Genomic DNA, 24982 nt, shown 5'->3' with positions numbered 1-24982 from the left:
GAGCCTGGACAACGTTGTCATATGCACGAGAGACTGTCCACCGCAATCTCCGGCCTGCGCCCCCACCGCCAGACCGGCCCGCCCATCTCCGTAGTCGAAGGGGGAACTCCCCCTGACCGACGGGGATCCGATGGTTTTCGGGGAGATCCGACACTGATGCACACCGACCTCGTGGCAGCGCTCGACATCGGCGGCACCAAGATCGCCGGGGCGCTGGTGGACGGCCACGGCCAGATCGTGGTGCGCGCTCAGCGGGCGACGCCCGCGCAGCAGGACGGCGAGACCGTGATGGGTGCCGTGCGGGAGGTCCTCGGCGAGCTGACCGCCGCGCCCCTGTGGGGTCGCGCCACGGCGCTCGGGATCGGCAGCGCCGGCCCGGTGGACGCCTCCGCGGGCACGGTGAGCCCGGTGAACGTGCCGGGCTGGCGCGACTATCCCCTCGTACGGCGGGTCCAGGACGCGGCCGGGGGTCTGCCGGTCGAGCTGATCGGTGACGGCGTGGCGATCACTGCGGCCGAGCACTGGCAGGGCGCCGCCCGCGGCCACGACAACGCGCTGTGCATGGTGGTCTCCACGGGTGTCGGGGGCGGCCTGGTCCTGAACGGTCAGCTGCACCCCGGTCCCACCGGCAACGCGGGCCATATCGGCCACATCAGCGTCGATCTCGACGGCGACTCCTGCCCGTGCGGCTCGCGCGGCTGCGTGGAACGCATCGCGAGCGGCCCCAACATCGCCCGCCGCGCCCTGGAGAACGGCTGGCGGCCCGGCCCCGACGGCGACACCTCCGCGGCCGCGGTGGCAGCCGCCGCCCGTGCCGGGGACCCGGTCGCCCTCGCTTCCTTCGACCGCGCCGCCCAGGCCCTGGCCGCCGGCATCGCGGCCACCGCCACGCTCGTCGAGATCGACATCGCGGTGATCGGCGGGGGAGTGGGCAAGGCGGGCGACGTGCTGTTCACCCCACTGCGCAAGGCCCTCGGCGACTACGCGACCCTGTCCTTCGTACAGCGCCTGGAGATCACGCCGGCCCAGATGGGCACGGACGCCGGGCTGGTCGGGGCGGCCGCGGCCGCGCTCGCCAAGCGGGCGGACGCGGCCGCGGTCTGAGGGACGGGCACCAACGGGCTGCCGGACCCTCCGGAGCGGACTCAGCAGGTCAACTGCGCGTTCGCCCAGTCGGCATGGTCCGAGTCGATGCCGTCGCCGCCGTCGGTGACCACCAGGCGGACCACCTGGGCGCCGGTCACATCGGCGGTGAGCGGCTGGGCGGGCATCGCATTGGTCAGCACGCCGGTCGAGGCGACCTTGGCGCCGTCGGCCCAGATCTCGAAGGCGACGGTGCCGTTCGAGCCTTTCTCGTCGTCGACGCCGACATCGGCCGTGACCGTCCTGCACGCCTTGCCGGTGTAGTACTCCACGGCGCTCTCCGCGTGGACGCCGAGTCCCTTGCCGTACACCACCCCGCCGATGGTGAGGGGGTTGCCGTCACCCGCGGCGCTCTCCCCGTTGCTGGTGTTGCGCTCGACCGGCCCATAGCCGTTGGTGGCCGACAGCCACGGCAGATCCCCGAGTCCGGACGTCCCCGAGGGCGGTGGCAGGACGACGGACGCGGTCAGCGGGACCGTGCTGTCGAGGCGGACACCGGCCGATGAACGGTAACTGGCCTTGAGCGTCAGCTCGTACGACCCTGTCGGCGTCCCCGGCGGGGCGGTGACCGACCACCGGGTGCGCAGGGAGCGGCCGGTCGGCAGCGAGGCGGCCGTGGTCCGTGAGGTGGCCCCGACCGCCCAGTCCTGCGGCCCGGTCAGCGAGACGGACACGCGCTGGGCGGGCGTACGGCCCAGGTCGGTGACGGCAGACGTCAGTGCGGCCGCCTTGCCCGCCTCGACCAACGGGCTGCCGTCCAGGCCGAGTTCGACGGCGGGCGGGTGCGCGGCCCACTTGGGGTCGGCAAAGACGCGCAGCAGGACCGTGCCGTGCGCCGGTACGGTCGCCGAGACGGTGCCTGCGGTGTTGTAGCTCTTGTGCTGCCACAGGTCGCGCAGGGTGTAGGCGTCGGCGGCGGGCAGGCCCACGGCCTTGGCGGTGGTGCTGATGTGCTGGGCCGTGCCGGACTCGTTGAAGAGGGCCACCGCGCGGCTGCCGTCCTTCATCTCCTTGGCGACGACCCAGCGCCCGCCCTGCGAGGAGACGACCGTGCCCTGCTTGCCCAGTGGGTCCTGGTCGACGGCGACGACCTCCTTGTTGTCGAGGATGTCGAAGGTCGCCTGGGAGGCCTTGCGCAGGTCGGAGCCGATGAGGAGCGGCGCGGCCATGATCGACCACATCGAGAAGTGCGAGCGGTACTCGGTGTCCGTCATGCCGCCGTTGCCGACCTCCAGCATGTCGGGGTCGTTCCAGTGCCCGGGGCCCGCGTACGGCGCGAGCGGCAGGTTCTTCTTCAGGATGGACAGCATCGAAGCCCAGTTGTCGCTGATGTCGCCCGTCGTACGCCACAGGTGGCCCACGTCGGCGGCCCATTCCCAGGGTTTGTTCTGGCCCCATTCGCAGATGCTGTAGACGATCGGCCGGCCGGTCGCCTTGAGCGCGTCGCGCATGGTCGTGTAACGCACCTTGGCGTCCACGCCTTGGTTATTGCAGTTGTCGTACTTGACGTAGTCCACGCCCCAGTCCGCGAACTGTCGGGCGTCGCTGTACTCGTGACCGAGCGCGCCCGGGAATCCGGCGCTGTTACAGGTCTTCGTGCCCGCGCTGGTGTAGATGCCGAGCTTGAGCCCCTTGGCGTGGACATAGTCGGCGACCGCCTTGATCCCGTTGGGGAAGCGGGCCGGATCGGGTACGAGTTTGCCGTCCGCGTCCCGGGTCGGCAGGGCCCAGCAGTCATCGAGGTTGACGTACTGGTATCCGGCGTCCTTGAGGCCTTTGTCGACGAAGATGTCCGCGATTCCCTTGACCATGGACTCGTTGAACTCGGCGCGGCAGTGCGTGGAGTTCCAGTTGTTGAAGCCCATCGGCGGGGTCAGGGCGAGGCCGTCGGCCAGGGCGGGGGCGGCGGGCGCGGTGGTGGGTGCCGCCGCGGCGGGTACGGCGAGCCCCGCGGCGCCCAGCAGTCCCGCGGTGAGCGCTCCTACCACTCTTCGGCCGGTTGTGCGGTTGGGAAGGTGACGCATCGTTACGTTCCTCCGAGCACGCGAAAGGTGGGATGACATCATGTCCGCGTCATCGCTGCGCGTTTACGGTAGAACGCGTCGGACTCTGTTGGAAGGGAGCAGGTGGGAGTTGTTCGATATCGCGACTGAGGGCTTGTGGCCATGACTGCACGGTTGTTGCCGGAACTATTGGTCTAGTCCATCTTTCCAGAGGTCATCGGATGTTCCGGATGGTCGCCTATTGCTTTTGAACGCGTTCAAGTTTTTCGGCTAGGCTTCCGCTCTACGAAGGGGGAAGCCTGATGAAGATCGTCATTCCCGGTGGGACGGGACAGGTCGGCACGATTCTGAGGCGTGCGCTGGCGGCCGCCGGTCACGAGGTCGTGATCCTCACCCGGCGGCCGGTGCGCGAGGGCGAGGTCCGCTGGGACGGCGAGCACCTGGGCCCCTGGGCCGAGGAGATCACCGGCAGCGACGTGGTGATCAACCTGGCGGGGCGCAGCGTCAGCTGCCGGTACACCCCGGCCAACCTGAAGGCCATGATGGACTCCCGGGTGAACTCGGCCCGTGTTGTCGGCGAGGCGATAGCGGCCGCCGCGCGGCCGCCCCGCGTCTGGCTCCAGATGAGTACGGCCACGGTGTACGCCCACCGCTTCGACGCGCCCAACGACGAGAGGGCCGGGGTGATCGGCGGCAGCGAGCCCGGCGTCCCCGGCTACTGGGCCTACAGCGTGGAGATCGCCAAGAACTGGGAACAGGCGCAGGAGGACGCCGACACGCCCCGCACCCGCAAGGTCGCCCTGCGCTCCGCCATGGTGATGAGCCCCGATCGCGGCGGAGTCTTCGACGTCCTGCTGCGACTGGCGCGGCTCGGCCTCGGCGGCCCGGTCGCCGGAGGCGCCCAGTACGTGTCCTGGATCCACGAGCGCGACTTCGTCCGCGCGGTGGAGTTCCTCGTCGACCGGGACGACCTGGCCGGACCGGTGAACCTCGCCGCACCGGGGCCGCTGCCGCACCGCGCCTTCATGCGGGCCCTGCGCACTGCCTGGGGCATGCCGGTCGGGTTGCCCGCCACGCGCTGGATGGCGGAACTCGGCGCCTTCGCCCTGCGCTCGGACACCGAACTCCTGCTGAAGAGCCGCCGGGTCGTCCCCGGCCGGCTGCTCGAAGCGGGGTTCGCCTTCGAGCACGCCCGGTGGCCCGAGGCCGCCGCCGACCTGGTACGCCAGGTGCGCCGCGGACGAGGGCGTGACCCGCGGGCGGTTTCACAGTTGAACCGGGCATGAAGAAACGCAGCATGCTTGCCATCGCCTCCCTCGCGACCGGGTTCGTCGTCGCGGCCATCACCCCCTCGCAGCACGCCGACCACCAGGTGGTCGGTGATCACCAGACGCTCGGCGACCTGGGCGTCGAGGACACCGTCGGCACGGTCACCCACACGACCGGGGACGAGGGCCTCGCCGGCTTCGGCAAGGCCCTCGGCCAGTAGCACCGACGCGGACGAGGCCGGATCGCGGCGCCGGTGCCCCTGCGGCAGGGGCACCGGCGCCCCCTTTCGCGCCCCCTCAACTGGGGCTGGTTTCCGTGGCAGGGTGGAGCGGGCAAGCCTCAGGGGGCCAATAGAAGAGGGGGACCTGTGACCGTCGTCTGGATCAACGGCGCGTTCGGTGCGGGGAAGACCACCACCGCACGGGAACTGATCGAGCTGATCCCGAACAGCACGCTCTTCGACCCCGAGGTGATCGGCGCAGCGCTCACGCATCTGCTGCCGGCCAAACACCTCGCCGAGGTCGGCGACTACCAGGACCTGCCGATCTGGCGACGTCTCGTGATCGACACGGCGGCCGCAATGCTCGCCGAACTGGGCGGAACCCTGGTGGTTCCGATGACCCTGCTGCGCCAGGAGTACCGCGACGAGATCTTCGGTGGCCTCGCAGCACGCCGTATCGCTGTCCGACATGTCCTCCTCGCCCCGGCGGAAACGATCCTGCGGGAGCGAATAGCCGGCCGGGAGGTGCCGCCCGACCTGCCGGACGGGGAGATGCGGGTACGGCAGTGGTCGTACGACCATATCGAGCCGTACCGCGCCGCCCTCGCCTCCTGGCTCACCGCCGATGCCTATCCCGTCGACACGGGGGCCCTCACTCCGTATGAGAGTGCGCTCCGTATCGCCGAGGCCGTCAGCGCGGGGGAGGTGGAGGCATGTGACATCGTGCAAACCCCCGAGCCCACCGCCGAGACGCTCGCTTCCGGCGTCCTCCTCTTCGACGAGCAGGACCGCGTCCTCCTCGTGGACCCCACCTACAAGGCCGGCTGGGAGTTCCCCGGCGGTGTCGTCGAACCCGGCGAGGCGCCTGCCCGCGCCGGCATGCGTGAGGTCGTCGAGGAGACCGGCATCCACCTCGACGAGGTGCCCCGCCTTCTGGTCGTCGACTGGGAGGCCCCCGCACCGCCCGGCTACGGCGGACTGCGCCTCCTCTTCGACGGCGGCCGCCTCGACTCCACCGAGGCCGCACGGCTCCTGCTGCCCGGGCCCGAACTGCGCGACTGGCGGTTCGCCACCGAGGAGGAGGCCGCGGACCTGCTGCCGCCGGTGCGCTACGAGCGGTTGCGCTGGGCCCTGCGGGCCCGCGAGCGCGGGGCGGCGCTGTATCTGGAAGCGGGCGTCCCGGTCGGCTGACCTGCACCGAAATCCCGTGGTGCCAACGGTACTTCTGGGGTTTCTGAGTGCTTGTCAGGTGACTTTGCCCGGCGGAGGTGGTTCCTGGGGAAAAGCGAGGGTGAATCGTCGCCGTCCCGGTATGAACAGGAATCCGAATAAGGTACACACGAGTTCTACCGTCAGTGCGCAGCTCAGCTCTCTCGCGGCCGCTCGGCCGCCTCGACAAGGCCGCGGAGCCTCCGTCGGCCGGAGGAGGGACATGCGCGCGCAACCATCGGCCCTCACAAGGGGACTTGCTCTGGCCGCCGGGCTCGTGCTGGCTCTGGCCGCCTGCAGCAGCAGCGGCGGCGGTGGCAGCTCCGACAAGGGCAGCTCGGCCGGGCTTTCGTCGTGCAACACCCAGGGCAAGGCCAACACCTGCAACTCCGCCGCCACCAAGTCCGGTGGAACGTTCACCTATGTGCTGGAGAAGAACATCCAGCAGTGGAACGTGCAGGACACCAACGGGAACACCTTCGAGAACGCCGAGGCCCTCGAGGTCGTACTGCCCCAGGTCTTCGTCCCGCTGCCGGACTTCACCGTCGCCCTCAACAAGGACCTGGTGACCTCGGCGACCCAGACCGGCACCAGTCCGCAGACCCTCGTCTACAAGATCAACCCCAAGGCGGTCTGGAACGACGGCACCCCCGTCACCGCCGACGACTTCGTCTACTACTGGCGCACCAACGACGGCAAGGACTGCCCGCCGCCGCCCGCCAGTGACAGCACCCAGACCAAGGGCTGCCTGCCCCAGAGCACGGCCGGATACGACCGCATCAAATCGGTCACCGGATCCGACGGCGGCAGGACCGTCACGGTCGTGATGGCCAAGCCCTTCTCCGACTGGAAGCAGCTGTTCGGCGCAGGCTATCCGCTGTATCCGGCGCACATCGCCGAGAAGCTCTCGGGTGCCAAGGCCGGCGACGCCGCACACATGACGGCCGCCCAGATGACCCAGGGCTGGCAGTACTTCCAGAAGAACCCGCCCACCAAGTACCCGACGGCGGGCCCGTACAAGATGACGCAGTGGGTGGACAACGACCACGCCACCTTCGAACCCGACCCCAAGTGGTGGGGCGCGACCAAGCCGTCCCTGCAGCGGCTGATCTTCAAGGTGATCTCGGACGCCACCCAGGAGCCGATCGCCCTGCGCAACAACGAGGTGCAGGCGATCTATCCGCAGCCCGAGGTGGACCTGGTCAACCAGGTGAAGTCCATCCCGAACGTCACCTACAACATCGGCAACGGCCTGCAGTGGGAGCACTTCGACCTCAACCTGCACAACCCGGTCCTCGGCAAGTACACGGCGCTGCGCCAGGCGATGTTCACGGCGATCAGCATCAAGGACATCATGTCCAAGACCGTCGCCCAGTTCGATCCCTCGGTGAAGCAGCTCGGCAACCACAACTACGTTCCCGGGCAGGCCGGTTACCAGGATCTGGTGACCGCCACCGGCCAGGGATCGGGTGATCTCACCAAGGCGAAGAAGTACCTCACCGACGCCAGGTTCACCGGGGTGGGCACCGCGCTGAAGACGCCGGACGGCCAGGCAGTCGGACCCTTCAACTGCCGCTACACCACCGGCAACCAGATCCGGCAGAGCGAGTGCCAGATCCTGCAGAGCGACCTCGCGAACCTCGGCGTCAAGGTCACCATCAAGCCGATCGGCGCCGCCGACCTCGGCACGGTGCTGGCCGGGCACCAGTACGACATCATCGTCTTCGCCTGGGTCGCCTCGCCGTTCCCGACCGCCAACGCCCAGCAGAACTGGGTCACCGGAGGCGGCGGCAACTACGGCGGCTACAGCGACAAGCAGGTCGACTCGCTGATCGCCCAGGCCGTCGGCACGACCGACCAGTCCAAGGCCGCCGCCCTGCTCAACCAGGCGGACAAGATCATGGTCGATGCCGCCTACGTCCTGCCGCTGTACCAGAAGCCGACGTTCCTCGCGGTCCAGACGCGGTTCGTGAACATGCGCAACAACTCCACGAACGTGGGACCGCCCTACAACACCGCCGAATGGGGCCTGAAGAAGTAGCCGCCGCACCCGTCATGTCCGGTCCCGGCGACCCCGGGACCGGGCCCGGCCCGCGAGAGAAGACATCATGCTCGCCTACACCGTGCGCCGCATCCTCGTCTCGATCCCCGTTCTGATCGCCTCGACGTTCATCGTGTTCCTGGTCGTCGTCAACGCCGGCGACCCGGTCGCCAACTTCGCCACCTCACGGCAGCCCCCGCCCAGCAAGGCCGCCGTCGCCGCTTTCGCCCGGCACATCCACGCCGACGAACCCGCCGTGCAGCGCTACTGGAACTGGATCACCGGAGTCCTGCACGGCGACTGGGGCCCGTCCGTGCAGCCCAACCTCGACATCGGGCACGACCTGTTCACCCGCTTCCGGGTGACGCTCACCCTGGTGGCCGCCGCCATGCTCATCGCCCTGGTCCTGGCCGTGATCTTCGGTGTGTTCAGCGCGATCCGCCAGTACACGGCCGCCGACTACACCATCACCTTCTTCGGGTTCCTCTTCCTCGCCATGCCCGTGTTCTGGTTCGCGGTGCTGCTCAAGCAGGCCGGAATCTGGTTCAACGAACAGACCGGCAGCCAGTTCCTCGGCACCATCGGCGAGAAGTCCCCGTACCTCGAAGTCGACACCACCTGGAACCAGTTCACCGACCGCATCGGTCACCTCGCCCTGCCCACCATCACCCTGGCCCTGGTCTCCTTCGCCTCCTGGACCCGCTACACCCGCGCCTCCATGCTGGAGGTCCTCAACAGCGACTACGTCCGTCTCGCCCGCGCCAAGGGGCTGCGCCGCCGCACGGTCATGGTGCGGCACGCGCTGCGCACCGCCCTGATCCCGCTGGCCACCGTCACCGCCCTCGACATCGCGATCATCCTGGGCGGAGCGGTGATCACGGAGACGATCTTCCAGTGGCACGGCATGGGGGAGATGCTCGTCGAGTCGGCCGCCACCGTGGACGTCTACCGGACCATGGCGTGGCTGCTGCTCTCCGCCGTCGTCGTCATCGGCTTCAACCTCCTCGCCGATCTCCTCTACGCCGTACTCGACCCGAGGATCCGCTATGACTGACATCGAGGCAGCCGGATCCGCGGGCACCCAACTGCCGCCGACCGAGCATGAGTTCACCGTCAGGCAGCGCACCCAGACCCAGCTGGTGCTGCGCCGCTTCCTGCGGCACCGGGCCGCCATGGTCAGCCTGGTGGTCTTCGTGCTGATCCTGCTGTGGGCGTTCATCGGCCCGCACCTTTGGCACTACTCGTACCAGAAGTACACGCCCGACAACTCCCGACCCCCCTCCTGGAAGCACCCGTTCGGCACCAACGCCTCCGGCTACGACGCCTACGCCCAGGTCATGCGCGGCACGCAGACCTCGCTGAAGATCGCCATCCTGATCGCGCTGGGCTCCACCCTCGTCGGTGCGGTCTGGGGCGCGGTCGCGGGCTTCTACCGCGGGTTCGTGGACGCGGTCATGATGCGGATCGCGGATCTCGTCCTGACGCTGCCGCTGTTCGCGATCGCCCTCGTCATCTCCTCCCGCAGTGGCGGCTCCTGGTACTGGATCGCCGCCGTCATCGCCGGACTGACCTGGGCGTATGTGGCGCGTGTGGTGCGCTCCACGGTCCTGTCGCTGCGCGAGAAGGAATTCGTGGAGGCGGCGAAGGCGCTCGGCGCCTCGGACGCGCGGATCATCTTCCGGCATCTGCTGCCGAACTCGCTCGGCCCGATCATCGTCAACGCGACGGTGCTGGTCGCCACCGGCATCCTCACCGAGACGGCCCTGTCCTTCGTCGGCTTCGGCGTCCAACCGCCCGACACCTCCCTGGGGCTGCTCGTCTCCCAGGCGCAGACGGCGGTCGACACCCGGCCCTGGCTCTTCTACATCCCCGGCGCGTTCATCATCGCCATCGCCCTGACCATCAACTTCATCGGCGACGGCCTGCGCGACGCCTTCGACCCCCGGCAGCAAAGGGTGCGACAGTGACGGTCATCGGCAAGGGCGAGGAGTCGGGCGCGGTCCTCGAAGTGGAGGACCTCAGCGTCGAGTTCCCCACCGAGGACGGTCTCGTACGGGCCGTGCGCGGTGTCGGCTACCGCCTCGACCGCGGCGACTCGCTCGGCATCGTCGGCGAGTCCGGCTCCGGCAAGTCGGTCACCGCGCTCGCCGTGATGGGACTGCTGCCGGCCACCGCCCGGGTGCGCGGCTCGGTCCGCTTCGAGGGCACGGAACTGCTGGGGCTGCCCGACGCACGCCTGTCGGACCTGCGCGGCAGCGGCATCGCAATGATCTTCCAGGACCCGATGACCTCGCTCAACCCGGTCTACAACGTGGGGTACCAGATCGCCGAGACGCTACGACGCCACCACCCCGGCCTGACGTCCCGCGCCGCCCGCACCCGGGCCGTCGACCTGCTCGGCACGGTCGGCATCCCCAGCCCCGAGCGGCGCGTCGACAACTATCCGCACGAACTCTCCGGCGGTATGCGCCAGCGCGTGGTCATCGCCATCGCCATGGCCAACGACCCGGACGTGATCATCGCCGACGAGCCCACCACCGCCCTCGACGTCACCGTGCAGGCGCAGATCCTCGACGCCCTGGAGACCGCCCGCGCCGAGACAGGCGCCGCCCTGGTGCTCATCACCCACGACCTGGGCGTCGTCGCCGGGCACAGCGACCGGGTCGCCGTGATGTACGCGGGCCGCATCGTGGAGACCGGCTCCGTCGAGGACATCTTCTACACCCCGCGCATGCCCTACACCCTCGGCCTGCTCGGCTCGCTGCCCCGAATGGACCGCGAGGAGGAACGCCTCACCCCGATCACCGGCTCCCCGCCCTCCCTGCTGAACCTGCCGCCCGGCTGCCCATTCGCCCCCCGCTGCCCGCTGCGCCGGGAGGCCTGCGACAGCACGGAACCCGCACTGCGCAAGGCCGGACACGAACTCCACCTCAGCGCCTGCCACTTCGCCGACGAACTCGTCGACACCGGCGCCGCGGAGGTGTTCGACGCGGTCGGCGCCGACTCCGAGGCGCTGGCCCGCTTCGCCGACACGACGACGCCCTCGCCCCACTCGACCAGCGCCGAGGAGGACTCCGTATGAGCGCCCCCGCCCAGGCCGCCGACGCGCCGCTGCCCCCGCTGCCCGGGCACGGCGGCACCGGCGAACCCGTCCTCCAGGTCCGCGACCTCGTCAAGCACTTCCCGGTCATGTCCCGGGGCGTCGTACGCCGCCGCGTCGGCGAGGTGCACGCCGTGTGCGGGGTCTCCTTCGACCTCTTCCAGAACGAGACCCTCGGCCTGGTCGGCGAGTCCGGCTCCGGCAAGACCACCACCGCACGCACCCTCCTCGGCCTGGAGTCCGCCACCTCCGGTCAGGTCCGCTACCGCGGCACCGAGCTGACCGGGCTGAGCAGACGCCGGATGCGGCCGTTGCGCCGCGAACTGCAGATCGTCTTCCAGGACCCGTACGCCTCCCTCGACCCGCGCATCACCGTCCATGAGATCGTCGCCGAACCCCTGCGCATCCACGGCCGCTACGGCGCCGGCGGCAAGGACGAGGTGCGCGAACTGCTGCGCCTGGTCGGCCTGAACCCCGAGCACGGCAACCGCTACGCCCACGAGTTCTCCGGCGGTCAGCGCCAACGCATCGGCATCGCACGGGCGTTGGCCCTGCACCCCAAGGTGATCGTGCTGGACGAACCGGTGTCGGCGCTCGACGTGTCGATCCAGGCGGGCGTCCTCAACCTGCTGATGGACCTGCAGAGCGAGCTGGGCCTGTCCTTCCTGTTCGTCGCCCACGACCTGTCGGTGATGCGCCATGTGGCCGGCCGGGTGGCGGTCATGTACCTGGGCCGACTGGTCGAGATCGCCCCCGCCCGCCGTCTGTTCACGACCCCCGCTCACCCCTACACCCAGGCCCTCGTCTCGGCCATCCCGCTGCCGGACCCGCGCAAGGAGCGCGCCCGCACCCGCATCCTCGTCCAGGGCGACATCCCCAGCCCGGTCCGCCCGCCCAGCGGCTGCCGCTTCCGCACCCGCTGCCCCAAGTTCGCGAACCAGCTGACCGAGAGCGAGCGCGAGACCTGCGTCGAGGAGGTGCCGGCGCTGATCGACCGGGGCGGCGGGAACCCGGTCGCCTGCCACTACGCGGAGAGCGTGGAGCTGTTGTAGGCGAGCCGCAGCTCCTCGTACGGGTAGGGGGTCTGCCTGCTCTGGGTGCGCAGTCGGCCGAGGAAGCCGTTGACGACGGCGGTCAGTGTCGCATCGCGCTTGATGATCGTGGCGGCGGCCTCGGGGACGCCGTCGGGGTGCGCCCCGACGGCACAGGCGCGCACGAACGCCTCCCGTTCGAGTCTGTCGTACCCGTACAGGGCGGTGACGAGCCAGTTCACCAGGTGGGCGCGGCTGTAGACGAGGTCGTAGTCGCGATGCCGGTCGAAGAAGGCGCGCTCCGGCCGGGAGAGGCGGAACCGGGAACTGAACGCGAGCCCGTAGTCCGCCAGGTAGAACCCCTCACCGTCGGTGAGGACGTTCTGGAAGTGCGCGTCGAAATGCAGCAGTTGGCGTTCTCGGAGGAAGCCGGTGAGCGCGCCCAGCCACTCGTCCACCCGGGTGCAGATCCGGTCCGAGTCGACGGTGCGCACCTGTGTGTCGAGCCAGTCGTGGAGGGTGTGAGGGAAGTACTCCAGGAACAGGGCCAGGCTCGCGGACGAGGTGCGCAGGGCCTCCAGGCGCTCGCGGACCTGTGGGGAGCCGCCGCAGTAGGCCACCGTCCCTTCCACGTCGGCCAGTTCCTCGGGAAGCGGCTGGACGGCATCCGGCAGCACCCGCCAGTGGTGCATCAGGGGGAAGCCGGGGAAGCGGTCGGAGAGCACCCAGTTCGTCGTCATCGTGTGCACGGCCAGCTCGCGCCAGGCGCCGAAGCCGGGGCTGCGGCCGGTGCCGTAATGGCAGAAGGCCGGCAGCTCGAACAGGTTCGCCGTGGACCGGGAGTTCTCGGGCAGCAACTCGACGTCAGTGAGCGGTATCCGCTTCACGAAGACCCGCCTGCCGTCCACCTCGACCAGCACGTAACGCCCGCCGATGCCGACGCCCGCAGGGGCTCCCGATGCCAGGAGGTCCGCCAGCTCGTGGTCGCTGAGAAGGGAGAGGGTGGTGGCGAGGTCGGCGTGGACGGCGCGGCGCGCGGCGGAGGACATGACCTCCATGGTCAGGGTGACGGCGGCTGCGTGTCTGCCGATCGGTGAAGCGCCGTCCTGGCGGGTGCCATCGTGACGACCCGCCGGTGGACAGGGCTTGAGCGAGTGTCAGGTCCATCATGCCTGGTCAAAGACGCTTGCGGTAGGACGTAGCGCACGCCCGTTCGGCCTTGTGCCGGGTGGTTCCGCACCCGCAGACTCGTCGTCATCCACTCTCCGGCCCACGTGCCGGCAACCGTCATCGGCTGCCGGTGCGTTCGCCGTGCTGTCTCGCCGTGTGACACGCACCGGCCGGGGAGGGAGGGGACGAAGGGGATCGATGGACCGGGACATGGTTGTGCTGGCAAAAGTCCGGCTGCTCAGTGCCAACCGGCGGGTGGTGCGGGGTGCCGAGGGACTGTGGATCTACCGACTGCTGGCGCAGGTCGAGCCGGAGGTGTACGGATCGAAGCTGGTGTACGTCCTGGTGGAGGAGAGCGGCTCACCCCTGGTGCGGGAGTTGCCCGAGCGACGGCTGGCCCTGCTGGACGAGGCCGTGGACGTGGCGAAGGCCCTCAGCACGGCGAACCCCTACCGGGAGAAGATGCTGGCGAGGGCGCTGGCCGCCAGGCAGCGCGAACTCGGGGCTGGTGCGGCGAAGCCGCGAGAACTGAATGACCCGGCAGGCGACGTGGCCCCGACGCGGCTCCTGGACGAGGGAGGACTGTGAGATGACGGTGCGCGTTCTGAGAGCGGACGAGCGCCCGGCCGTGCCATGGAAGAACGGGGGCGGACTGACCCGCGAGGTCGCCACTTTCCCCGGCCGGGCAGGGATGTCGGACTTCGTGTGGCGGGTGAGTCTCGCCGACGTGGCCGAGCCGGGACCGTTCTCCCGCTTCGAAGGTGTCGACCGGATCATCACCCTGGTCGAGTGCCCCGGCATGGTGCTGACCGTCGACGGCACCTCGCACACCGTGGCCGAGCGGTACGTCCCCTTCCCCTTTCCGGGGGACGCCGTCACCGACTGCCGGCTGCTGGGCTGTTCGCTCGTCGACTTCAACGTGATGGTCCGGCGTGGACGGGCCACCGCGCAGGTCCGGATCGTACGGGACCGGGTGCCGCTCACCCCTCTCGCCGACACGACACTGCTCGCGGTCGTACTGGACGGCTCCGCGGTTTTCGAGGCGTCCGGCCTGGTCCTCGACCGCTTCGACGCGGCCCTGATCGGCGACGCTCCCGACGAGGCCCTCAAGGTGACCGGCAGCACGGCCCTCGTCACCCTCACCGGCACAGCGGCACAGGGGTAGTTCAGGAGGCGCGACCCAATCCTCGACCGCGGCAAGGACGGTCCGGGTAGGAGAAAGGGCCCCCGCCCGCGGGCGAGGGCCCTTTCCGTGTGACAGAGCCGTCAGTTCGCGGCGTAGTTCTGCAGGAACAGGGCCTCCGCCACCGACAGCCGTTCCAGTTCCTCGGGCGAGACGCTCTCATTCACCGCGTGGATCTGGGCCTCCGGCTCGCTCAGGCCGATCAGCAGGATCTCCGCCTGCGGGTAGAGGGCGGCGAGGGTGTTGCACAGGGGGATCGAGCCGCCCTGGCCGGCGTACTGCATCTCCTGGCCGGGGTAGGCGACCGCCATCGCCTCCGCCATCGCCGTGTACGCCGGGCTGGTGGTGTCGGCGCTGAACGGCTGGCCCAGGCCGGCCTGTTCGGTGCGCACCCGGGCGCCCCACGGGGTGTGCGCCTCCAGGTGGGCCTGCAGCAGCTTGGTGGCCTCGGCCGCGTCGACGCCCGGCGGCACCCGCAGGCTGACCAGGGCGCGGGCGCCCGCCTGCACCGACGGGGTGGCGCCGACGACCGGCGGGCAGTCGATGCCGAGGACCGTGACCGCCGGGCGCGCCCAGATGCGGTCGGCGACCGAGCCGGAGCCGATCAGCTGCACGCCGTCCAGCACCTTGGCGTCCTGGCGGAACTGCTCCTCGTCGTACTGCAGGCCGTCCCAGCGGGTTTCGGGGGTGAGCCCGTCGACGGTGGTGGAACCGTCCTCCGCGCGCAGCGAGTCCAGTACGCGGATCAGCGCGGCCAGGGCATCGGGGGCGGCGCCGCCGAACTGGCCGGAGTGGAGGTTGCCGCGGAGGGTGTCGATCTGGATGCGCACCACGGTCATGCCGCGCAGCGTGGAGGTGACCGTCGGCAGGCCCACCCGGAAGTTGCCCGTGTCGCCGATCACGATGGTGTCGGCGGCCAGCAGGTCGGGGTGTGCCTCGGCGTACCGCTCCAGACCGCCCGTGCCGATCTCCTCCGAGCCCTCGGCGATCACCTTGATGTGCACCGGCACGCCGCCGTTCGCCTTGAGGGCGCGCAGCGCGAGCAGGTGCATGATCACGCCGCCCTTGCAGTCGGCGGCGCCGCGCCCGTACCAGCGGCCGTCGCGCTCGGTCAGCTCGAAGGGCGGGGTGGTCCAGGCGGCCTCGTCCAGCGGCGGCTGGACGTCGTAGTGGGCGTAGAGCAGCACGGTCCTGGCGCCCTCGGGGCCGGGCAGGTAGCCGTACACGGACTGAGTACCGTCGGGGGTGTCGAGGAGGGCGACGTCCTGGAACCCTTCGGCGGTCAGCGCGTCGGCGATCCAGTGCGCCGCGCCCTCGCTCTCGCTCCTGGGGAACTGGTCGAAGTCCGCAACCGACTTGAACGCCACCAGTTCGGCGAGCTCCGCCTGCGCCCTCGGTATCAGCGAGGCGACGGTCTCGGCGACCGGATTCGACGACATGGGCACGCTCCTTGTGGGTGCGACGTTGTACGTGTGGATATCGGGATCCTCCCACAGCGGCCTGCGGTGATGTCCGCCGTAGGATGCGGGGGACAGGTGCGGCAGCGGCTTGATCGGGAGCAGTAGACCATCGTGAGCAGCGAGAACTCTTCGGCGGACGACGTGCAGCGGGTGTGGGACGTCGTCGTGGTGGGCGCGGGGCCCGCGGGGGCCTCGGCCGCCTACGCGGCGGCGGTCGCGGGACGCAGCGTCCTGCTGCTGGAGAAGGCGGAGCTGCCGCGCTACAAGACGTGCGGCGGCGGGATCATCGGCCCCTCGCGCGACGCTCTGCCGCCCGGCTTCGAGCTGCCGTTCCGGGACCGGGTGCACGCGGTGACGTTCTCGAACAACGGGCGCTTCACCCGCACCCGGCGCTCCAAGCAGATGCTGTTCGGCCTGATCAACCGGCCCGAGTTCGACCAGCAGCTCGTCGAGCACGCGCAGAAGGCCGGCGCCGAGCTGCGCACCGGCGTCACCGTGCAGCGCGTGGAGCAGCACGGCTCGGCGGTGCCGGACCGGCGTACGGTCGCGGTGTTCCTGCAGGGTGGCGAGACGCTGTTCGCGCGGTCCGTGGTGGGCGCGGACGGCAGCGCCAGCCGGATAGGGGCGCACGTCGGGGTGAAGCTCGACCAGGTGGATCTCGGCCTGGAGGCGGAGATCCCGGTGCCTCAGACCGTCGCGGAGGACTGGAAGGGGCGGGTGCTCATCGACTGGGGCCCGATCCCCGGCAGTTACGGATGGGTGTTCCCCAAGGGGGACACGCTCACCGTCGGGGTGATCTCGGCGCGCGGTGAAGGCGCGGCCACCAAGCGGTACTTGGAGGAGTTCGTCGGACGGCTCGGCCTCGCCGGGTTCGAGCCGAGCGTCTCCTCCGGCCATCTGACCCGCTGCCGGGCCGACGACTCGCCGCTGTCCCGCGGGCGGGTTCTGGTGTGCGGGGACGCGGCGGGGCTGCTGGAGCCGTGGACCCGCGAGGGCATCTCGTTCGCGCTGCGCTCGGGACGGCTCGCGGGGGAGTGGGCGGTGCGGATCGCGGAGGCGCACGACGCGGTGGACACCCGGCGCCAGGCCCTGAACTACGCGTTCGCGATCAAGGCGGGGCTCGGCGTCGAGATGAGCGTCGGCAAGCGTCTGATGACGGCGTTCGAGCGTCGGCCCGGCCTGTTCCACGCGGCGCTGACCGGGTTCAGGCCCGCGTGGAACGCGTTCCGGGACATCACGCGCGGTTCGACGTCCCTCGCCGAGATCGTGCGCACCCACCCGATGGCGCAGCGTGCGCTGACCGCGCTCGACCGGAGCCCGGTGGCCGGCGGCGAGGTCAGCTCCTGACCGTGATCAGGAAGACGGGGTGGTCCGGGGCGATACGGCGCAGATCGGCATCGGGGGAGTCGGGGCCCACGCCCTTGAAGAAGACCCCGACCTCGGCCTTCCAGCGCTTGAGGTAGGCGCGCAGCAGCGGGACCTTGTCGTCGTCGGCGACCTCGGTCGCCGTGAACACGTCCACGTTCTTGCCGAGGCGCAGCTCGCCGCCGCCCGCCGCCCGCATGTTGTGCGTCCACTGGACGTGGCCGCGCGGGGCGAGCAGATACTGCTGCCCGTCCACCGTCAGCAGGTTCACGGGGGTGGTCCGCCACTCGCCGCTCTTGCGCCCACGGACCGCCAGTACGCGTGAGCCCCAGACGCTGATGCCGCGACGCGTCATCCACGCCACGGCGCGGTTGAAGACGTTGACGGTGAACCAGCCGGGCTTCTGGACGTGTGTGGACATGAGGACCCCCATCGGTATCGGAGAGATCGCCGCTCACTTTTGCGAGCACTGCTCTCGCTTGTTGAACAGTCTGCACGGGATCGGTGATCGAAAGCAAGAGCGGTGCTCTCTTTTTTGTTCGCTGCTCTCTATTGTGTGCGCTGCTCTCGTTTCATGGGAGACTGCATCCCATGAGCACCGCACACGGCGCCCGCGCCCGAGCCAGGATCGAGGTCACCGCGGCCATCAAGGAAGAGGCGCGCAGACAGCTCGCGGCCGAGGGCGCCGCCAAGCTCTCGCTGCGCGCCGTGGCGCGCGAGCTCGGCATGGCCTCCTCCGCGCTCTACCGCTACTTCCCGAGCCGCGACGACCTGCTGACCGCCCTCATCATCGACGCGTACGACTCCGTGGGCGAGGCGGCCGAGGCGGCGGACACCGCCGCGGCCGACGCCGGGCCCGTGCAGCGCTGGACCTCCGTGTGCGAGGCCGTACGCGAGTGGGCCCTCGCGCATCCCCACGAGTACGCGCTGATCTACGGCTCGCCGGTCCCCGGTTACACGGCCCCCGACACCACCGTCCCGGCCGCCGCCCGCGTCGGCCTCGTCCTGATAGGCATCGTCCGCGACGCCCGGCTGGGCCCCGGCCTGGCCCTGCCCGCCCTCCCCGCCGAACTGCATCCCGAGGCCGAGCGGATGGCGGCCGACTTCGCCTCCGACCTGCCGCCCGCCGTCGCCCCGGCCCTCGTCGCGGCCTGGGCCCAGCTCTTCGGGCTGATCGGGTTCGAGCTGTTCGGCCAGTTCCACCGGGTCGTGGAGGACCGGGCAGCGTTCTTCCGGCATGCCGCCGGACAGCTCGCCCTCGGGGTCGGGCTGAGGTGAACGCAGGCGCGGCGTCGTACTTCCCGGGGAGTACCGGTGATCACCACGCCCGGCGGACGCCCCGCGCGCCCGGTCACGTCTAGCGTGGCCGTCATGGACGAGCAGCGTGGGCACGGCAGCGGGCCGCCCCAGTGGTGGCGGCACGGGCCGCCGTGGCTGAACCGCTGGGGCGAGGAGCACCAGCGGGCCCGGTGGCCGTGGCTGTCCACCGTGCTGCTCACCGCGTTCGTGCTCGCCGGCTCCCACTACGCGGCGCATCAGCAGGAGGGCAAGCGGGCCGCCCTCGACATGTTCGCCCGCGTGCTGCTGCTGGTGGGCTCGGGACTGCTGCTGTGGCGGCGGCGCCATCCGGTGCTCGTCGTGTACGGCACGGCAGCCGCCGCGATGGTCTACCTGGGGGCCGGGTACGCGTACGGGCCGGTCTTCTTCACCGTGGTGGTGGCCTGCTTCAGCGCGATCGTCTCGGGGCATCGGCGAGCCGCCTGGGGTGCGGTGGCGATGCTGTGGGCCGGGCACATGCTGGTGGCCCACTGGCTCTACCGCTGGCTGCCGCCGTCGCGGGACTCGGCGGCCCCCTGGGCGCAGGAGGCCGTGATCGCCGCGTGGGTGGCGGCGATCGTGGCGGTGGCGGAGCTGGCCCGGATCCGGCGCGAGCAGTGGGCCAAGGAGCGGGCCGAGCAGGCGCAGGCAGCGCGGCGGCGGGCCGACGAGGAGCGGTTGCGGATCGCCCAGGAGCTCCATGACGTCCTCGCTCACAGCATCTCGGTGATCAACGTTCAGGCGGGTGTCGGCCTCGCCCTCATCGACACCGACCCCGAACAGGCGCGGACCGCGCTGACCACCATCAAGGCCGCCAGCAAGGAGGCGCTCGGCGAGGTCCGCCAGGTCCTCGACACGCTCCGCACACCGGGAGACGCCCCGCGCGCTCCGGCACCCGGCCTCGACAGGCTGCCCGAGCTGGTGGAACAGGCAGCGAGCGCAGGCCTCACGGTGGACGTCCAAGGCGAACCTCCGCTTCTTCCGCCCGGCACCGACCTCGCCGCCTTCCGCATCGTCCAGGAGGCCCTCACCAACGTCGTACGGCACTCGGGTTCACGCCACGCGCGCGTGCACCTCGGCCACGACGAGCAGACGCTACGGCTGCGCATCGACGACGACGGCCCTGCGACCGGCGCCGACGCGGGCGGCAGCGGCAACGGTCTGGCCGGAATGCGGGAGCGTGCCGCAGCGCTGGGTGGCACGATCGAGGCGGGCCCGCGCCCGGACGGCGGCTTCCGGGTGCTCGCCGTGCTGCCGCTCAAGGTCAAGGCCAAGGAGGACGACCGGTGATCCGCGTACTGCTCGCCGACGACCAGTCGCTGGTGCGGGCCGGCTTCAAGGCGCTGCTCGACGCGCAGCCCGACATCGAGGTGGCCGGGGAGGCCGCCGACGGCGAGGAGGCGCTGCGCAAGGTCCGCGAACTGCGCCCGGACGTCGTCCTGATGGACATCCGCATGCCGCTGCTGGACGGCCTGGCGGCGACCCGCCGGATCACCGACGAGGAGGCCCTGCAGGGCGTCAAGGTGGTCATGCTGACCACCTTCGAGCTCGACGAGTACGTCTTCGAGGCGATCCGCTCCGGCGCCTCCGGCTTCCTGGTCAAGGACACCGAACCGGAGGAACTCCTGCGCGCCGTAAGGGCGGTGGTCGAGGGCGACGCCCTGCTCTCACCCGGTGTGACCCGCCGGCTGATCGCCGAGTTCGCGGCCCGCTCCAAGGAGCCCGCGGCCGCCGGCACCCTCGCCGAACTCACCGAGCGGGAGCGGGAGGTGATGGCCCTGGTCGGCATCGGCCTGTCCAACGAGGAGATCGCCCGCCGGCTGGTCGTCAGCCCCCTCACCGCGAAGACCCACGTCAGCCGCACCATGGTCAAGCTGGGCGCCCGGGACCGGGCCCAACTGGTCGTCCTGGCCTACGAGTCGGGGCTGGTGCGGCCGGGCTGGCTGGGCTGAGCGCCCCTGCGGAAGCGCACCACGACGCTCACGACCCGGACCACGAACACGATGGGTGCGAGCGTCATGCCCAGCCGCAGCAGCACCTTGGACAGCAGGTCCGGCAGGTCGAAGAGCAACGCCGGTCCCGCGACGGCACCGAACACCACGGCCGCCGCGAACACCGCACTGACCAGCGCGTAACCGATCTCGACGGTCAGCGCATCCTGCTCGGCCTTGTGACGCCGGCCCCCGTATCCGTCCATCCACCCAGTCTCACGGCGATGCGCCCGGCGGGGCAAGCAGGCCCCGCCGGGCGCACACAGGGGAGGCGTCCCCCTAGTCGCGTACGGGTACGCGCTCCGCCTCCAGGGAAGTGGACTTGGCGACCACGACGGACTGCTGGGTACGGCGCGTCCGCAGGCCCGTGAGGGTGATCAGCAGGCCGGCGACGGCGATGCCCGTCACCACCACCAGTCCGGGGCGGTAGCTGTCCAGCACGGCCTGCGGGGTGGCGTGCTGGGGGGCTCCGGCGGTCACCACCGCGGTCACGACGGCCAGGAAGATCGCGCCGCCCACCTGCACCGAGGTGTTGAGCAGCCCGGAGACCATGCCCTGCTCGTGGTCCTCGACGCCGTTGGTGGCCTGGATGTTGAGCGAGGGGAAGACCAGCGCGCAGGCCGCACCGATCAGCAGCATCGACGGCAGGATGACGGCGGCGTACACGGGGTCGAGGTTCACGCGCAGGAACAGCGCGTATCCGACGACCATCAGCGCGAAGCCCGCCGCGATCAGCCGCTGGGTGCCGAACCGGTCGACGATCGAGCCGACCTTCGTCGAGGACACCGCCACCAGCGCGCCGGCCGGCAGGAAGGCGAGCGCGGTGTGCAGCGCCGACCAGCCGAGCAGTGACTGCATGTACAGGGTGACCAGGAACTGGAAGCCGACGTAGGACCCGAAGAAGGCCATCGCGCCGAGCTGGGCGCGGATCTGGCTGCCGGAGCGCAGCACACCGAGCCGGATCAGCGGACCGGCCGAGCGCCGCTCGACGAGCACGAACACGGTCAGCAGTGCGGCGACGGCCAGGAACGACAGCAGCGTGCGGGCAGAGGCCCAGCCGACCTGCGGTGCCTGTACGACGGTGAAGACGAGCAGCAGCATCGACGCGGTGCCGATGACGGCGCCGGGGATGTCGTAGCCGTTGTGGTCCTTCTCGCGTTCGCTGCGCGGCAGCAGCTTCAGGCCCGCCACCAGGGCTATCAGGGCGATGGGCGCGGGCAGCAGCATGGTCAGGCGCCAGCTGGCCTCGGTGAGCAGCCCGGAGAGCACCAGACCCATCGAGAAGCCGGTGGCCGCGCAGGTGGTGTAGATGGACAGGGCCCGGTTGCGCAGCGGGCCCTCGGCGAAGGTCGTGGTGATGATGGACAGACCGGCGGGCGCGGTGAAGGCCGCGCTCAGGCCCTTGATGAAGCGGCTGGCGATCAGCAACGGACCCGAGTCGACGAGTCCGCCGAGCAGTGAGGCGAGGGCGAACACGCCCAGGGCGATCAGGAAGACCTGGCGCCTGCCGAGCAGGTCGGCGGTGCGTCCGCCGAGCAGCAGCAGACCGCCGTAGCCCAGGATGTAGCCGCTGACGATCCATTGCAGCGCCGAGGTGGACAGATTCAGGTCGGAGCCGATGGACGGCAGCGCGACGCCGACCATCGACACATCGAGCGCGTCCAGGAACATCGCGGCGCAGAGCACCAGCAGGGTGCCCCACAGTCGGGGGGTCCAGCGAGCAGCCGAGGACGGGGCCGCAGGGGTGGAGAGCGGAGAGGTCATGGACACAGACACTACATGCGCATGCATCGAATGCAAATGCATTTAATTCCGGTGCAATAATTCTCTGTCTCTGCTACGGTGCGCGGATGGTGGCGAAGAAGGCCGAACAGGCGCTCGTGGACCAGTGGCGGGACATCCTCGCGCTGCATGCCCGCACCCAGTGCGAACTCGACCGCGCACTGCATCAACACGGCCTGTGCGCCAGTGACTTCGAGGTGCTGGACGTGCTGTCCGGCGACTCGTGCAACTACCGCGTGCAGGAGATCTCCGAGCGGGTCCATCTCAGCCAGAGCGCACTGTCGCGGCTGATCGCCCGGCTGGAGAAGGACGGCCTCGTCGAGCGCGCGATGTGCGCGGAGGACCGGCGGGGCGTCCGAGTCGCCCTCACCGCGAAGGGGCGCACGCTGCACGGCGAGGTGCTGCCGGTGCAGCGTGCGGTGCTGACGCGGATGCTGGCGGACGACCTCAGCTCCAGGTGACGGCCGACTTCTCGCGCCACAGCGTGGCGACCGCGCCGTCCCCCGTCACGTGCGGGAACGGCAGCCGGTTCCACAGCGCCAGGTACAACTGCGCGACGGGCCCGGCCACTTCGCAGTCCGCGTCTCCTGTCGCGTCCCGGACGGCCACCGGCGGCTCCTGAGACAGCCGTACGGTCCACACCGCGTCCTCCGTGTCCGTCGCCCGTACCCGCAGCACCCGGGGCTCGTCGCTGCGGACCTTGCTCGTGGACCGGGCGTGGAAGCCGCGCAGCAGCTCGTCGATGCCGTCCGCCGCGAAGCCGGGGTCGATCCCGCTCTGCGCTGCGCCCCTCGCCGACTCCGCGTCGACCCGGTGCACCGTGGTCTCGTGCGCCTGCCGCCGGGCCCAGAACGCGAGCGGTGACGGTGCGGGCAGGAAGTGCCAGCACTGCACGTCGGGCGCGGCGGAGGCGAGGCTGTCGACGAGATGCCGGTGTCCCTCGCGGAACCAGGCCAGCAGTTCGTCGCCGTCGAGGTCGGGCAGCCCGCCGTCGGGATGGTAGGAGGTGTGCCCCTCGGCGACGAAGCCGGCCGCCCACCGGTGCACCATCCCCGTGTGCCGCAGCAGGTCCTTCACCTGCCAGTCCGGGCAGGTGGGCACCTTGGCGTCGGTCCCTGCCTCCTCGGCGGCCACGACCAGCAATCGGCCCTCCCGGTCCACGATCTCCACGAACTCGGCTGTCTCCATGGGGCGAGTGTGCCGCATGAAGTGCGGTCGAAGGGAAGAGGGCGCGGCTGTGCCAGCCTGCTCAGGGGCGGCCGACGCGCAGCCGCCCCTGAGTGCCGGCCGGCTGCCTTACCGCTGGGTGTAGATGAAGCCGACCTTGTCGACCTCGTCGCCCGAGCGTCCGTGGAAGCCTGCGATCTGCCAGCCCGAGGGGGCGGTGCGGGTCACGCAGTCCGAGGTCGTGGTGCCGCCGGTGAGGGTGCGGCCCAGGTTGGTGGTGAACCTGGCGTAGAAGATCCGCGTGTGGCTGTCGTACGCGCCCTGGCAGAGCTGGGCGCTGGTCACGTACTCGCCGCTGCCGAGGGTGAGGGAGGACGCGGTGCCGCCCGTCCCGCCGTGCGTGAGCGTGGTGCCGTTGGCGAGGGTGAGGCTCAGCTGGTCGACCCGGGAGCCGGAGCGCAGCGCGATGGTGGTGGCGCGGGCGCCGGCGGGCACGCTGTCGATGTCGTTGTAGTAGTCGCCGTGCGGGCCGCCGAACTGGTCGCTGAGCTGGTAGGCCGAGTTGCGCGACCAGGTGAAGCCGACGGTGATCGGATCGTGGTCGGAGAGCATCAGCCCGGCGTCGGTGAGGAACTTGGCGTGCTCGTTGTTGTACGACGTCGCGTTGAGCGAGACCAGCTTGCTGCTGCGGTAGAGGACCTTGTCGACGACCTCGCAGGTGTTGGGCACGGTCGGCCCGGACTGGTCGCAGACCAGGGCGTCGCTGCCCTTGGCGGGCGGGGTGCCGCCCCGTATCAGCTGCACCCAGGCGTCGGTGAGGCCGTTGGCCGCGGCGAACTCGGCGATGGTGTCGGCCGAGCGGGTGTAGCGGGTGTTGGTGTCACCCATGACCACGACGGCGTTGCCCGCGGAGTGGGTGTTGATGAAGGCGGTGAGCTGGTTGAGGTTGTCGGCGCGGGAGGCCTCGTCGCCGTCGTTGGTGCCGGCGTTGGTGTGCAGGTTGTAGAAGTCGACGTAGACGCCTTCGGCGAGGCGCTCGCGCATGAAGGTGAAGCCCTTGGGGGTGAGACAGTCACCGGAGTCGACCTGGCATGAGTTCCAGTGGACGCGCTCGAAGTCGTCCGTGTCGTAGGGGATTTTCGACAGCGTGTTCAGTCCGCTGCCGATGCCCGCGCCGCCGCTGGTGGGGGTGCGGTAGGCGTGCGCGGTGTCGGCTGCGTAGAGGTAGGAGTGGTAGTTGAAGTCCTCCTCGACGTGGACGACGTCGTACGGGGCTATCCGCTGCCCGATCGCCGTGGTGCTGGACTCGCGGGGTGTCGGCGCGCTGTTGATGGCCGCGGGCAGGCCGGCCACGTTGTAGCTGAGGACGTTGAAGCTGCCCGAGTCGGCCGCCGCCGCGGAGGGCGCGGCGGCGGTGAGCCCGCCGAGGACGGCGGTGGCCGCCGCCAGGCAGGCGAGGAGTCTGCGCATGGGGTGTGTCTCCTGTGGAGGGAAAGCGGTTTCGGCGTGAGCCTGACAGAAGTTACCGCCG

Annotated in this window: 24 protein-coding genes; 16 read left to right on the top strand and 8 right to left on the bottom strand. The window is 70.4% G+C overall.

Annotated features, from left to right (window positions below; genetic code table 11):
• The first annotated feature begins 156 nt into the window (after positions 1–156).
• Positions 157–1104, top strand: coding sequence for an ROK family protein (locus tag ABD355_RS04985; protein ID WP_344398809.1), 948 nt, complete (start codon positions 157–159; stop codon positions 1102–1104).
• A gap of 41 nt (positions 1105–1145) precedes the next feature.
• Here the strand turns inward: ABD355_RS04985 and ABD355_RS04980 are convergent, their stop codons facing one another.
• Complete coding sequence (locus tag ABD355_RS04980; protein ID WP_344398808.1) at positions 1146–3167, bottom strand: NPCBM/NEW2 domain-containing protein; 2022 nt, start codon at positions 3165–3167, stop codon at positions 1146–1148.
• Positions 3168–3448: 281 nt separating this feature from the next.
• Between ABD355_RS04980 and ABD355_RS04975 the strand changes: the two genes are divergently transcribed.
• The 8 genes from ABD355_RS04975 (at position 3449) to ABD355_RS04940 (ending at position 12037) form a co-directional block, all read left to right on the top strand.
• Positions 3449–4432, top strand: a complete 984-nt coding sequence (locus tag ABD355_RS04975) for a TIGR01777 family oxidoreductase (protein WP_344398807.1) — start codon at positions 3449–3451, stop codon at positions 4430–4432.
• Entirely contained in the window at positions 4429–4635 is a 207-nt protein-coding gene (locus tag ABD355_RS04970) for a hypothetical protein (protein ID WP_344398806.1), read from the top strand. Before ABD355_RS04975 ends, ABD355_RS04970 begins: the two co-directional genes overlap by 4 nt.
• A 147-nt stretch (positions 4636–4782) precedes the next feature.
• Positions 4783–5826 (top strand): NUDIX hydrolase, encoded by a 1044-nt coding sequence (locus ABD355_RS04965; protein WP_344398804.1) that lies wholly within the window; start codon positions 4783–4785, stop codon positions 5824–5826.
• Positions 5827–6067: 241 nt separating this feature from the next.
• Positions 6068–7885: an ABC transporter family substrate-binding protein gene (locus ABD355_RS04960; protein WP_344398802.1), complete on the top strand. Its 1818-nt coding sequence runs from the start codon at positions 6068–6070 to the stop codon at positions 7883–7885.
• 67 nt (positions 7886–7952) lie between these two features.
• Positions 7953–8939: an ABC transporter permease gene (locus ABD355_RS04955; protein ID WP_344398801.1), complete on the top strand. Its 987-nt coding sequence runs from the start codon at positions 7953–7955 to the stop codon at positions 8937–8939.
• Positions 8932–9852, top strand: a complete 921-nt coding sequence (locus ABD355_RS04950; RefSeq protein ID WP_344398800.1) for an ABC transporter permease — start codon at positions 8932–8934, stop codon at positions 9850–9852. Before ABD355_RS04955 ends, ABD355_RS04950 begins: the two co-directional genes overlap by 8 nt.
• Positions 9849–10967 carry an ABC transporter ATP-binding protein gene (locus ABD355_RS04945; RefSeq protein ID WP_344398799.1) on the top strand — a complete coding sequence of 373 codons (1119 nt, stop codon included), beginning with the start codon at positions 9849–9851 and terminating at the stop codon, positions 10965–10967. The genes ABD355_RS04950 and ABD355_RS04945 overlap by 4 nt, the downstream gene beginning before the upstream one ends.
• A complete protein-coding gene (locus ABD355_RS04940) occupies positions 10964–12037 on the top strand; it encodes an ABC transporter ATP-binding protein (protein ID WP_344398798.1) in 1074 nt (357 codons plus the stop codon). The genes ABD355_RS04945 and ABD355_RS04940 overlap by 4 nt, the downstream gene beginning before the upstream one ends.
• Here ABD355_RS04940 and ABD355_RS04935 read toward each other — a convergent pair.
• A complete protein-coding gene (locus tag ABD355_RS04935; protein WP_344398797.1) occupies positions 12010–13065 on the bottom strand; it encodes a protein kinase family protein in 1056 nt (351 codons plus the stop codon). The two genes, ABD355_RS04940 and ABD355_RS04935, sit on opposite strands and share 28 nt — an antisense overlap.
• Positions 13066–13396: 331 nt before the next feature.
• Between ABD355_RS04935 and ABD355_RS04930 the strand changes: the two genes are divergently transcribed.
• On the top strand, positions 13397–13774 hold the full coding sequence (locus tag ABD355_RS04930) for a hypothetical protein (RefSeq protein WP_344398796.1): 378 nt from the start codon (positions 13397–13399) through the stop codon (positions 13772–13774).
• A 1-nt stretch (position 13775) separates the two neighbouring features.
• A complete protein-coding gene (locus ABD355_RS04925) occupies positions 13776–14351 on the top strand; it encodes a HutD/Ves family protein (protein ID WP_344398795.1) in 576 nt (191 codons plus the stop codon).
• A 101-nt stretch (positions 14352–14452) separates the two neighbouring features.
• Here the strand turns inward: ABD355_RS04925 and ABD355_RS04920 are convergent, their stop codons facing one another.
• The gene (locus ABD355_RS04920) at positions 14453–15808 is read right to left on the bottom strand and encodes a dipeptidase (RefSeq protein ID WP_344398794.1); all 1356 of its coding nucleotides are present in this window, start codon (positions 15806–15808) and stop codon (positions 14453–14455) included.
• A gap of 132 nt (positions 15809–15940) precedes the next feature.
• Between ABD355_RS04920 and ABD355_RS04915 the strand changes: the two genes are divergently transcribed.
• Positions 15941–17176, top strand: a complete 1236-nt coding sequence (locus tag ABD355_RS04915; protein ID WP_344398793.1) for a geranylgeranyl reductase family protein — start codon at positions 15941–15943, stop codon at positions 17174–17176.
• Here the strand turns inward: ABD355_RS04915 and ABD355_RS04910 are convergent.
• On the bottom strand, positions 17166–17615 hold the full coding sequence (locus ABD355_RS04910) for a nitroreductase family deazaflavin-dependent oxidoreductase (protein WP_344398792.1): 450 nt from the start codon (positions 17613–17615) through the stop codon (positions 17166–17168). The two genes, ABD355_RS04915 and ABD355_RS04910, sit on opposite strands and share 11 nt — an antisense overlap.
• Before the next feature lie 170 nt (positions 17616–17785).
• On the opposite strand from ABD355_RS04910, the gene ABD355_RS04905 reads away from it, so the two are divergent.
• The 3 genes from ABD355_RS04905 (at position 17786) to ABD355_RS04895 (ending at position 20463) form a co-directional block, all read left to right on the top strand.
• Positions 17786–18472 carry a TetR/AcrR family transcriptional regulator gene (locus tag ABD355_RS04905; RefSeq protein ID WP_344398791.1) on the top strand — a complete coding sequence of 229 codons (687 nt, stop codon included), beginning with the start codon at positions 17786–17788 and terminating at the stop codon, positions 18470–18472.
• A gap of 93 nt (positions 18473–18565) precedes the next feature.
• On the top strand, positions 18566–19801 hold the full coding sequence (locus tag ABD355_RS04900) for a sensor histidine kinase (RefSeq protein ID WP_344398790.1): 1236 nt from the start codon (positions 18566–18568) through the stop codon (positions 19799–19801).
• Positions 19798–20463 carry a response regulator gene (locus ABD355_RS04895; RefSeq protein WP_344398789.1) on the top strand — a complete coding sequence of 222 codons (666 nt, stop codon included), beginning with the start codon at positions 19798–19800 and terminating at the stop codon, positions 20461–20463. Before ABD355_RS04900 ends, ABD355_RS04895 begins: the two co-directional genes overlap by 4 nt.
• Here the strand turns inward: ABD355_RS04895 and ABD355_RS04890 are convergent.
• Together ABD355_RS04890 and ABD355_RS04885 are read right to left on the bottom strand one after the other, a co-directional pair.
• Positions 20424–20708 carry a DUF6332 family protein gene (locus ABD355_RS04890; RefSeq protein WP_344398788.1) on the bottom strand — a complete coding sequence of 95 codons (285 nt, stop codon included), beginning with the start codon at positions 20706–20708 and terminating at the stop codon, positions 20424–20426. The genes ABD355_RS04895 and ABD355_RS04890 overlap by 40 nt on opposite strands.
• Positions 20709–20781: 73 nt before the next feature.
• Positions 20782–22266 carry an MFS transporter gene (locus ABD355_RS04885; protein ID WP_344398787.1) on the bottom strand — a complete coding sequence of 495 codons (1485 nt, stop codon included), beginning with the start codon at positions 22264–22266 and terminating at the stop codon, positions 20782–20784.
• Positions 22267–22352: 86 nt separating this feature from the next.
• Between ABD355_RS04885 and ABD355_RS04880 the strand changes: the two genes are divergently transcribed.
• Positions 22353–22745: a MarR family winged helix-turn-helix transcriptional regulator gene (locus tag ABD355_RS04880; protein WP_344398786.1), complete on the top strand. Its 393-nt coding sequence runs from the start codon at positions 22353–22355 to the stop codon at positions 22743–22745.
• Here ABD355_RS04880 and ABD355_RS04875 read toward each other — a convergent pair.
• Positions 22732–23472, bottom strand: coding sequence for a maleylpyruvate isomerase family mycothiol-dependent enzyme (locus tag ABD355_RS04875; RefSeq protein WP_344398785.1), 741 nt, complete (start codon positions 23470–23472; stop codon positions 22732–22734). The two genes, ABD355_RS04880 and ABD355_RS04875, sit on opposite strands and share 14 nt — an antisense overlap.
• Before the next feature lie 108 nt (positions 23473–23580).
• On the bottom strand, positions 23581–24921 hold the full coding sequence (locus ABD355_RS04870) for a jacalin-like lectin (protein WP_344398784.1): 1341 nt from the start codon (positions 24919–24921) through the stop codon (positions 23581–23583).
• Positions 24922–24982: the final 61 nt, after the last annotated feature.

It is taken from the genome of Streptomyces longisporus (genome assembly GCF_039532765.1).
GTDB classification, from domain to species: Bacteria; Actinomycetota; Actinomycetes; order Streptomycetales; family Streptomycetaceae; genus Streptomyces; species Streptomyces longisporus.
Note: the sequence above shows the minus strand (reverse complement) of the source record. Positions and strands in the feature narration are given on the sequence as shown.

Bases quoted from the DNA above. Each gene is read 5' to 3' on its own strand.
- ABD355_RS04920 (WP_344398794.1), bottom strand. From the start codon at position 15,808: ATGTCGTCGAATCCGGTCGCCGAGACCGTCGCCTCGCTGATACCGAGG.
- ABD355_RS04875 (WP_344398785.1), bottom strand. From the start codon at position 23,472: ATGGAGACAGCCGAGTTCGTGGAGATCGTGGACCGGGAGGGCCGATTG.
- ABD355_RS04935 (WP_344398797.1), bottom strand. From the start codon at position 13,065: ATGTCCTCCGCCGCGCGCCGCGCCGTCCACGCCGACCTCGCCACCACC.
- ABD355_RS04870 (WP_344398784.1), bottom strand. From the start codon at position 24,921: ATGCGCAGACTCCTCGCCTGCCTGGCGGCGGCCACCGCCGTCCTCGGC.
- ABD355_RS04910 (WP_344398792.1), bottom strand. From the start codon at position 17,615: ATGTCCACACACGTCCAGAAGCCCGGCTGGTTCACCGTCAACGTCTTC.
- ABD355_RS04940 (WP_344398798.1), top strand. From the start codon at position 10,964: ATGAGCGCCCCCGCCCAGGCCGCCGACGCGCCGCTGCCCCCGCTGCCC.
- ABD355_RS04885 (WP_344398787.1), bottom strand. From the start codon at position 22,266: ATGACCTCTCCGCTCTCCACCCCTGCGGCCCCGTCCTCGGCTGCTCGC.
- ABD355_RS04890 (WP_344398788.1), bottom strand. From the start codon at position 20,708: ATGGACGGATACGGGGGCCGGCGTCACAAGGCCGAGCAGGATGCGCTG.
- ABD355_RS04985 (WP_344398809.1), top strand. From the start codon at position 157: ATGCACACCGACCTCGTGGCAGCGCTCGACATCGGCGGCACCAAGATC.
- ABD355_RS04930 (WP_344398796.1), top strand. From the start codon at position 13,397: ATGGTTGTGCTGGCAAAAGTCCGGCTGCTCAGTGCCAACCGGCGGGTG.
- ABD355_RS04960 (WP_344398802.1), top strand. From the start codon at position 6,068: ATGCGCGCGCAACCATCGGCCCTCACAAGGGGACTTGCTCTGGCCGCC.
- ABD355_RS04975 (WP_344398807.1), top strand. From the start codon at position 3,449: ATGAAGATCGTCATTCCCGGTGGGACGGGACAGGTCGGCACGATTCTG.
- ABD355_RS04980 (WP_344398808.1), bottom strand. From the start codon at position 3,167: ATGCGTCACCTTCCCAACCGCACAACCGGCCGAAGAGTGGTAGGAGCG.
- ABD355_RS04970 (WP_344398806.1), top strand. From the start codon at position 4,429: ATGAAGAAACGCAGCATGCTTGCCATCGCCTCCCTCGCGACCGGGTTC.
- ABD355_RS04880 (WP_344398786.1), top strand. From the start codon at position 22,353: ATGGTGGCGAAGAAGGCCGAACAGGCGCTCGTGGACCAGTGGCGGGAC.
- ABD355_RS04955 (WP_344398801.1), top strand. From the start codon at position 7,953: ATGCTCGCCTACACCGTGCGCCGCATCCTCGTCTCGATCCCCGTTCTG.
- ABD355_RS04950 (WP_344398800.1), top strand. From the start codon at position 8,932: ATGACTGACATCGAGGCAGCCGGATCCGCGGGCACCCAACTGCCGCCG.
- ABD355_RS04925 (WP_344398795.1), top strand. From the start codon at position 13,776: ATGACGGTGCGCGTTCTGAGAGCGGACGAGCGCCCGGCCGTGCCATGG.
- ABD355_RS04905 (WP_344398791.1), top strand. From the start codon at position 17,786: ATGAGCACCGCACACGGCGCCCGCGCCCGAGCCAGGATCGAGGTCACC.
- ABD355_RS04900 (WP_344398790.1), top strand. From the start codon at position 18,566: ATGGACGAGCAGCGTGGGCACGGCAGCGGGCCGCCCCAGTGGTGGCGG.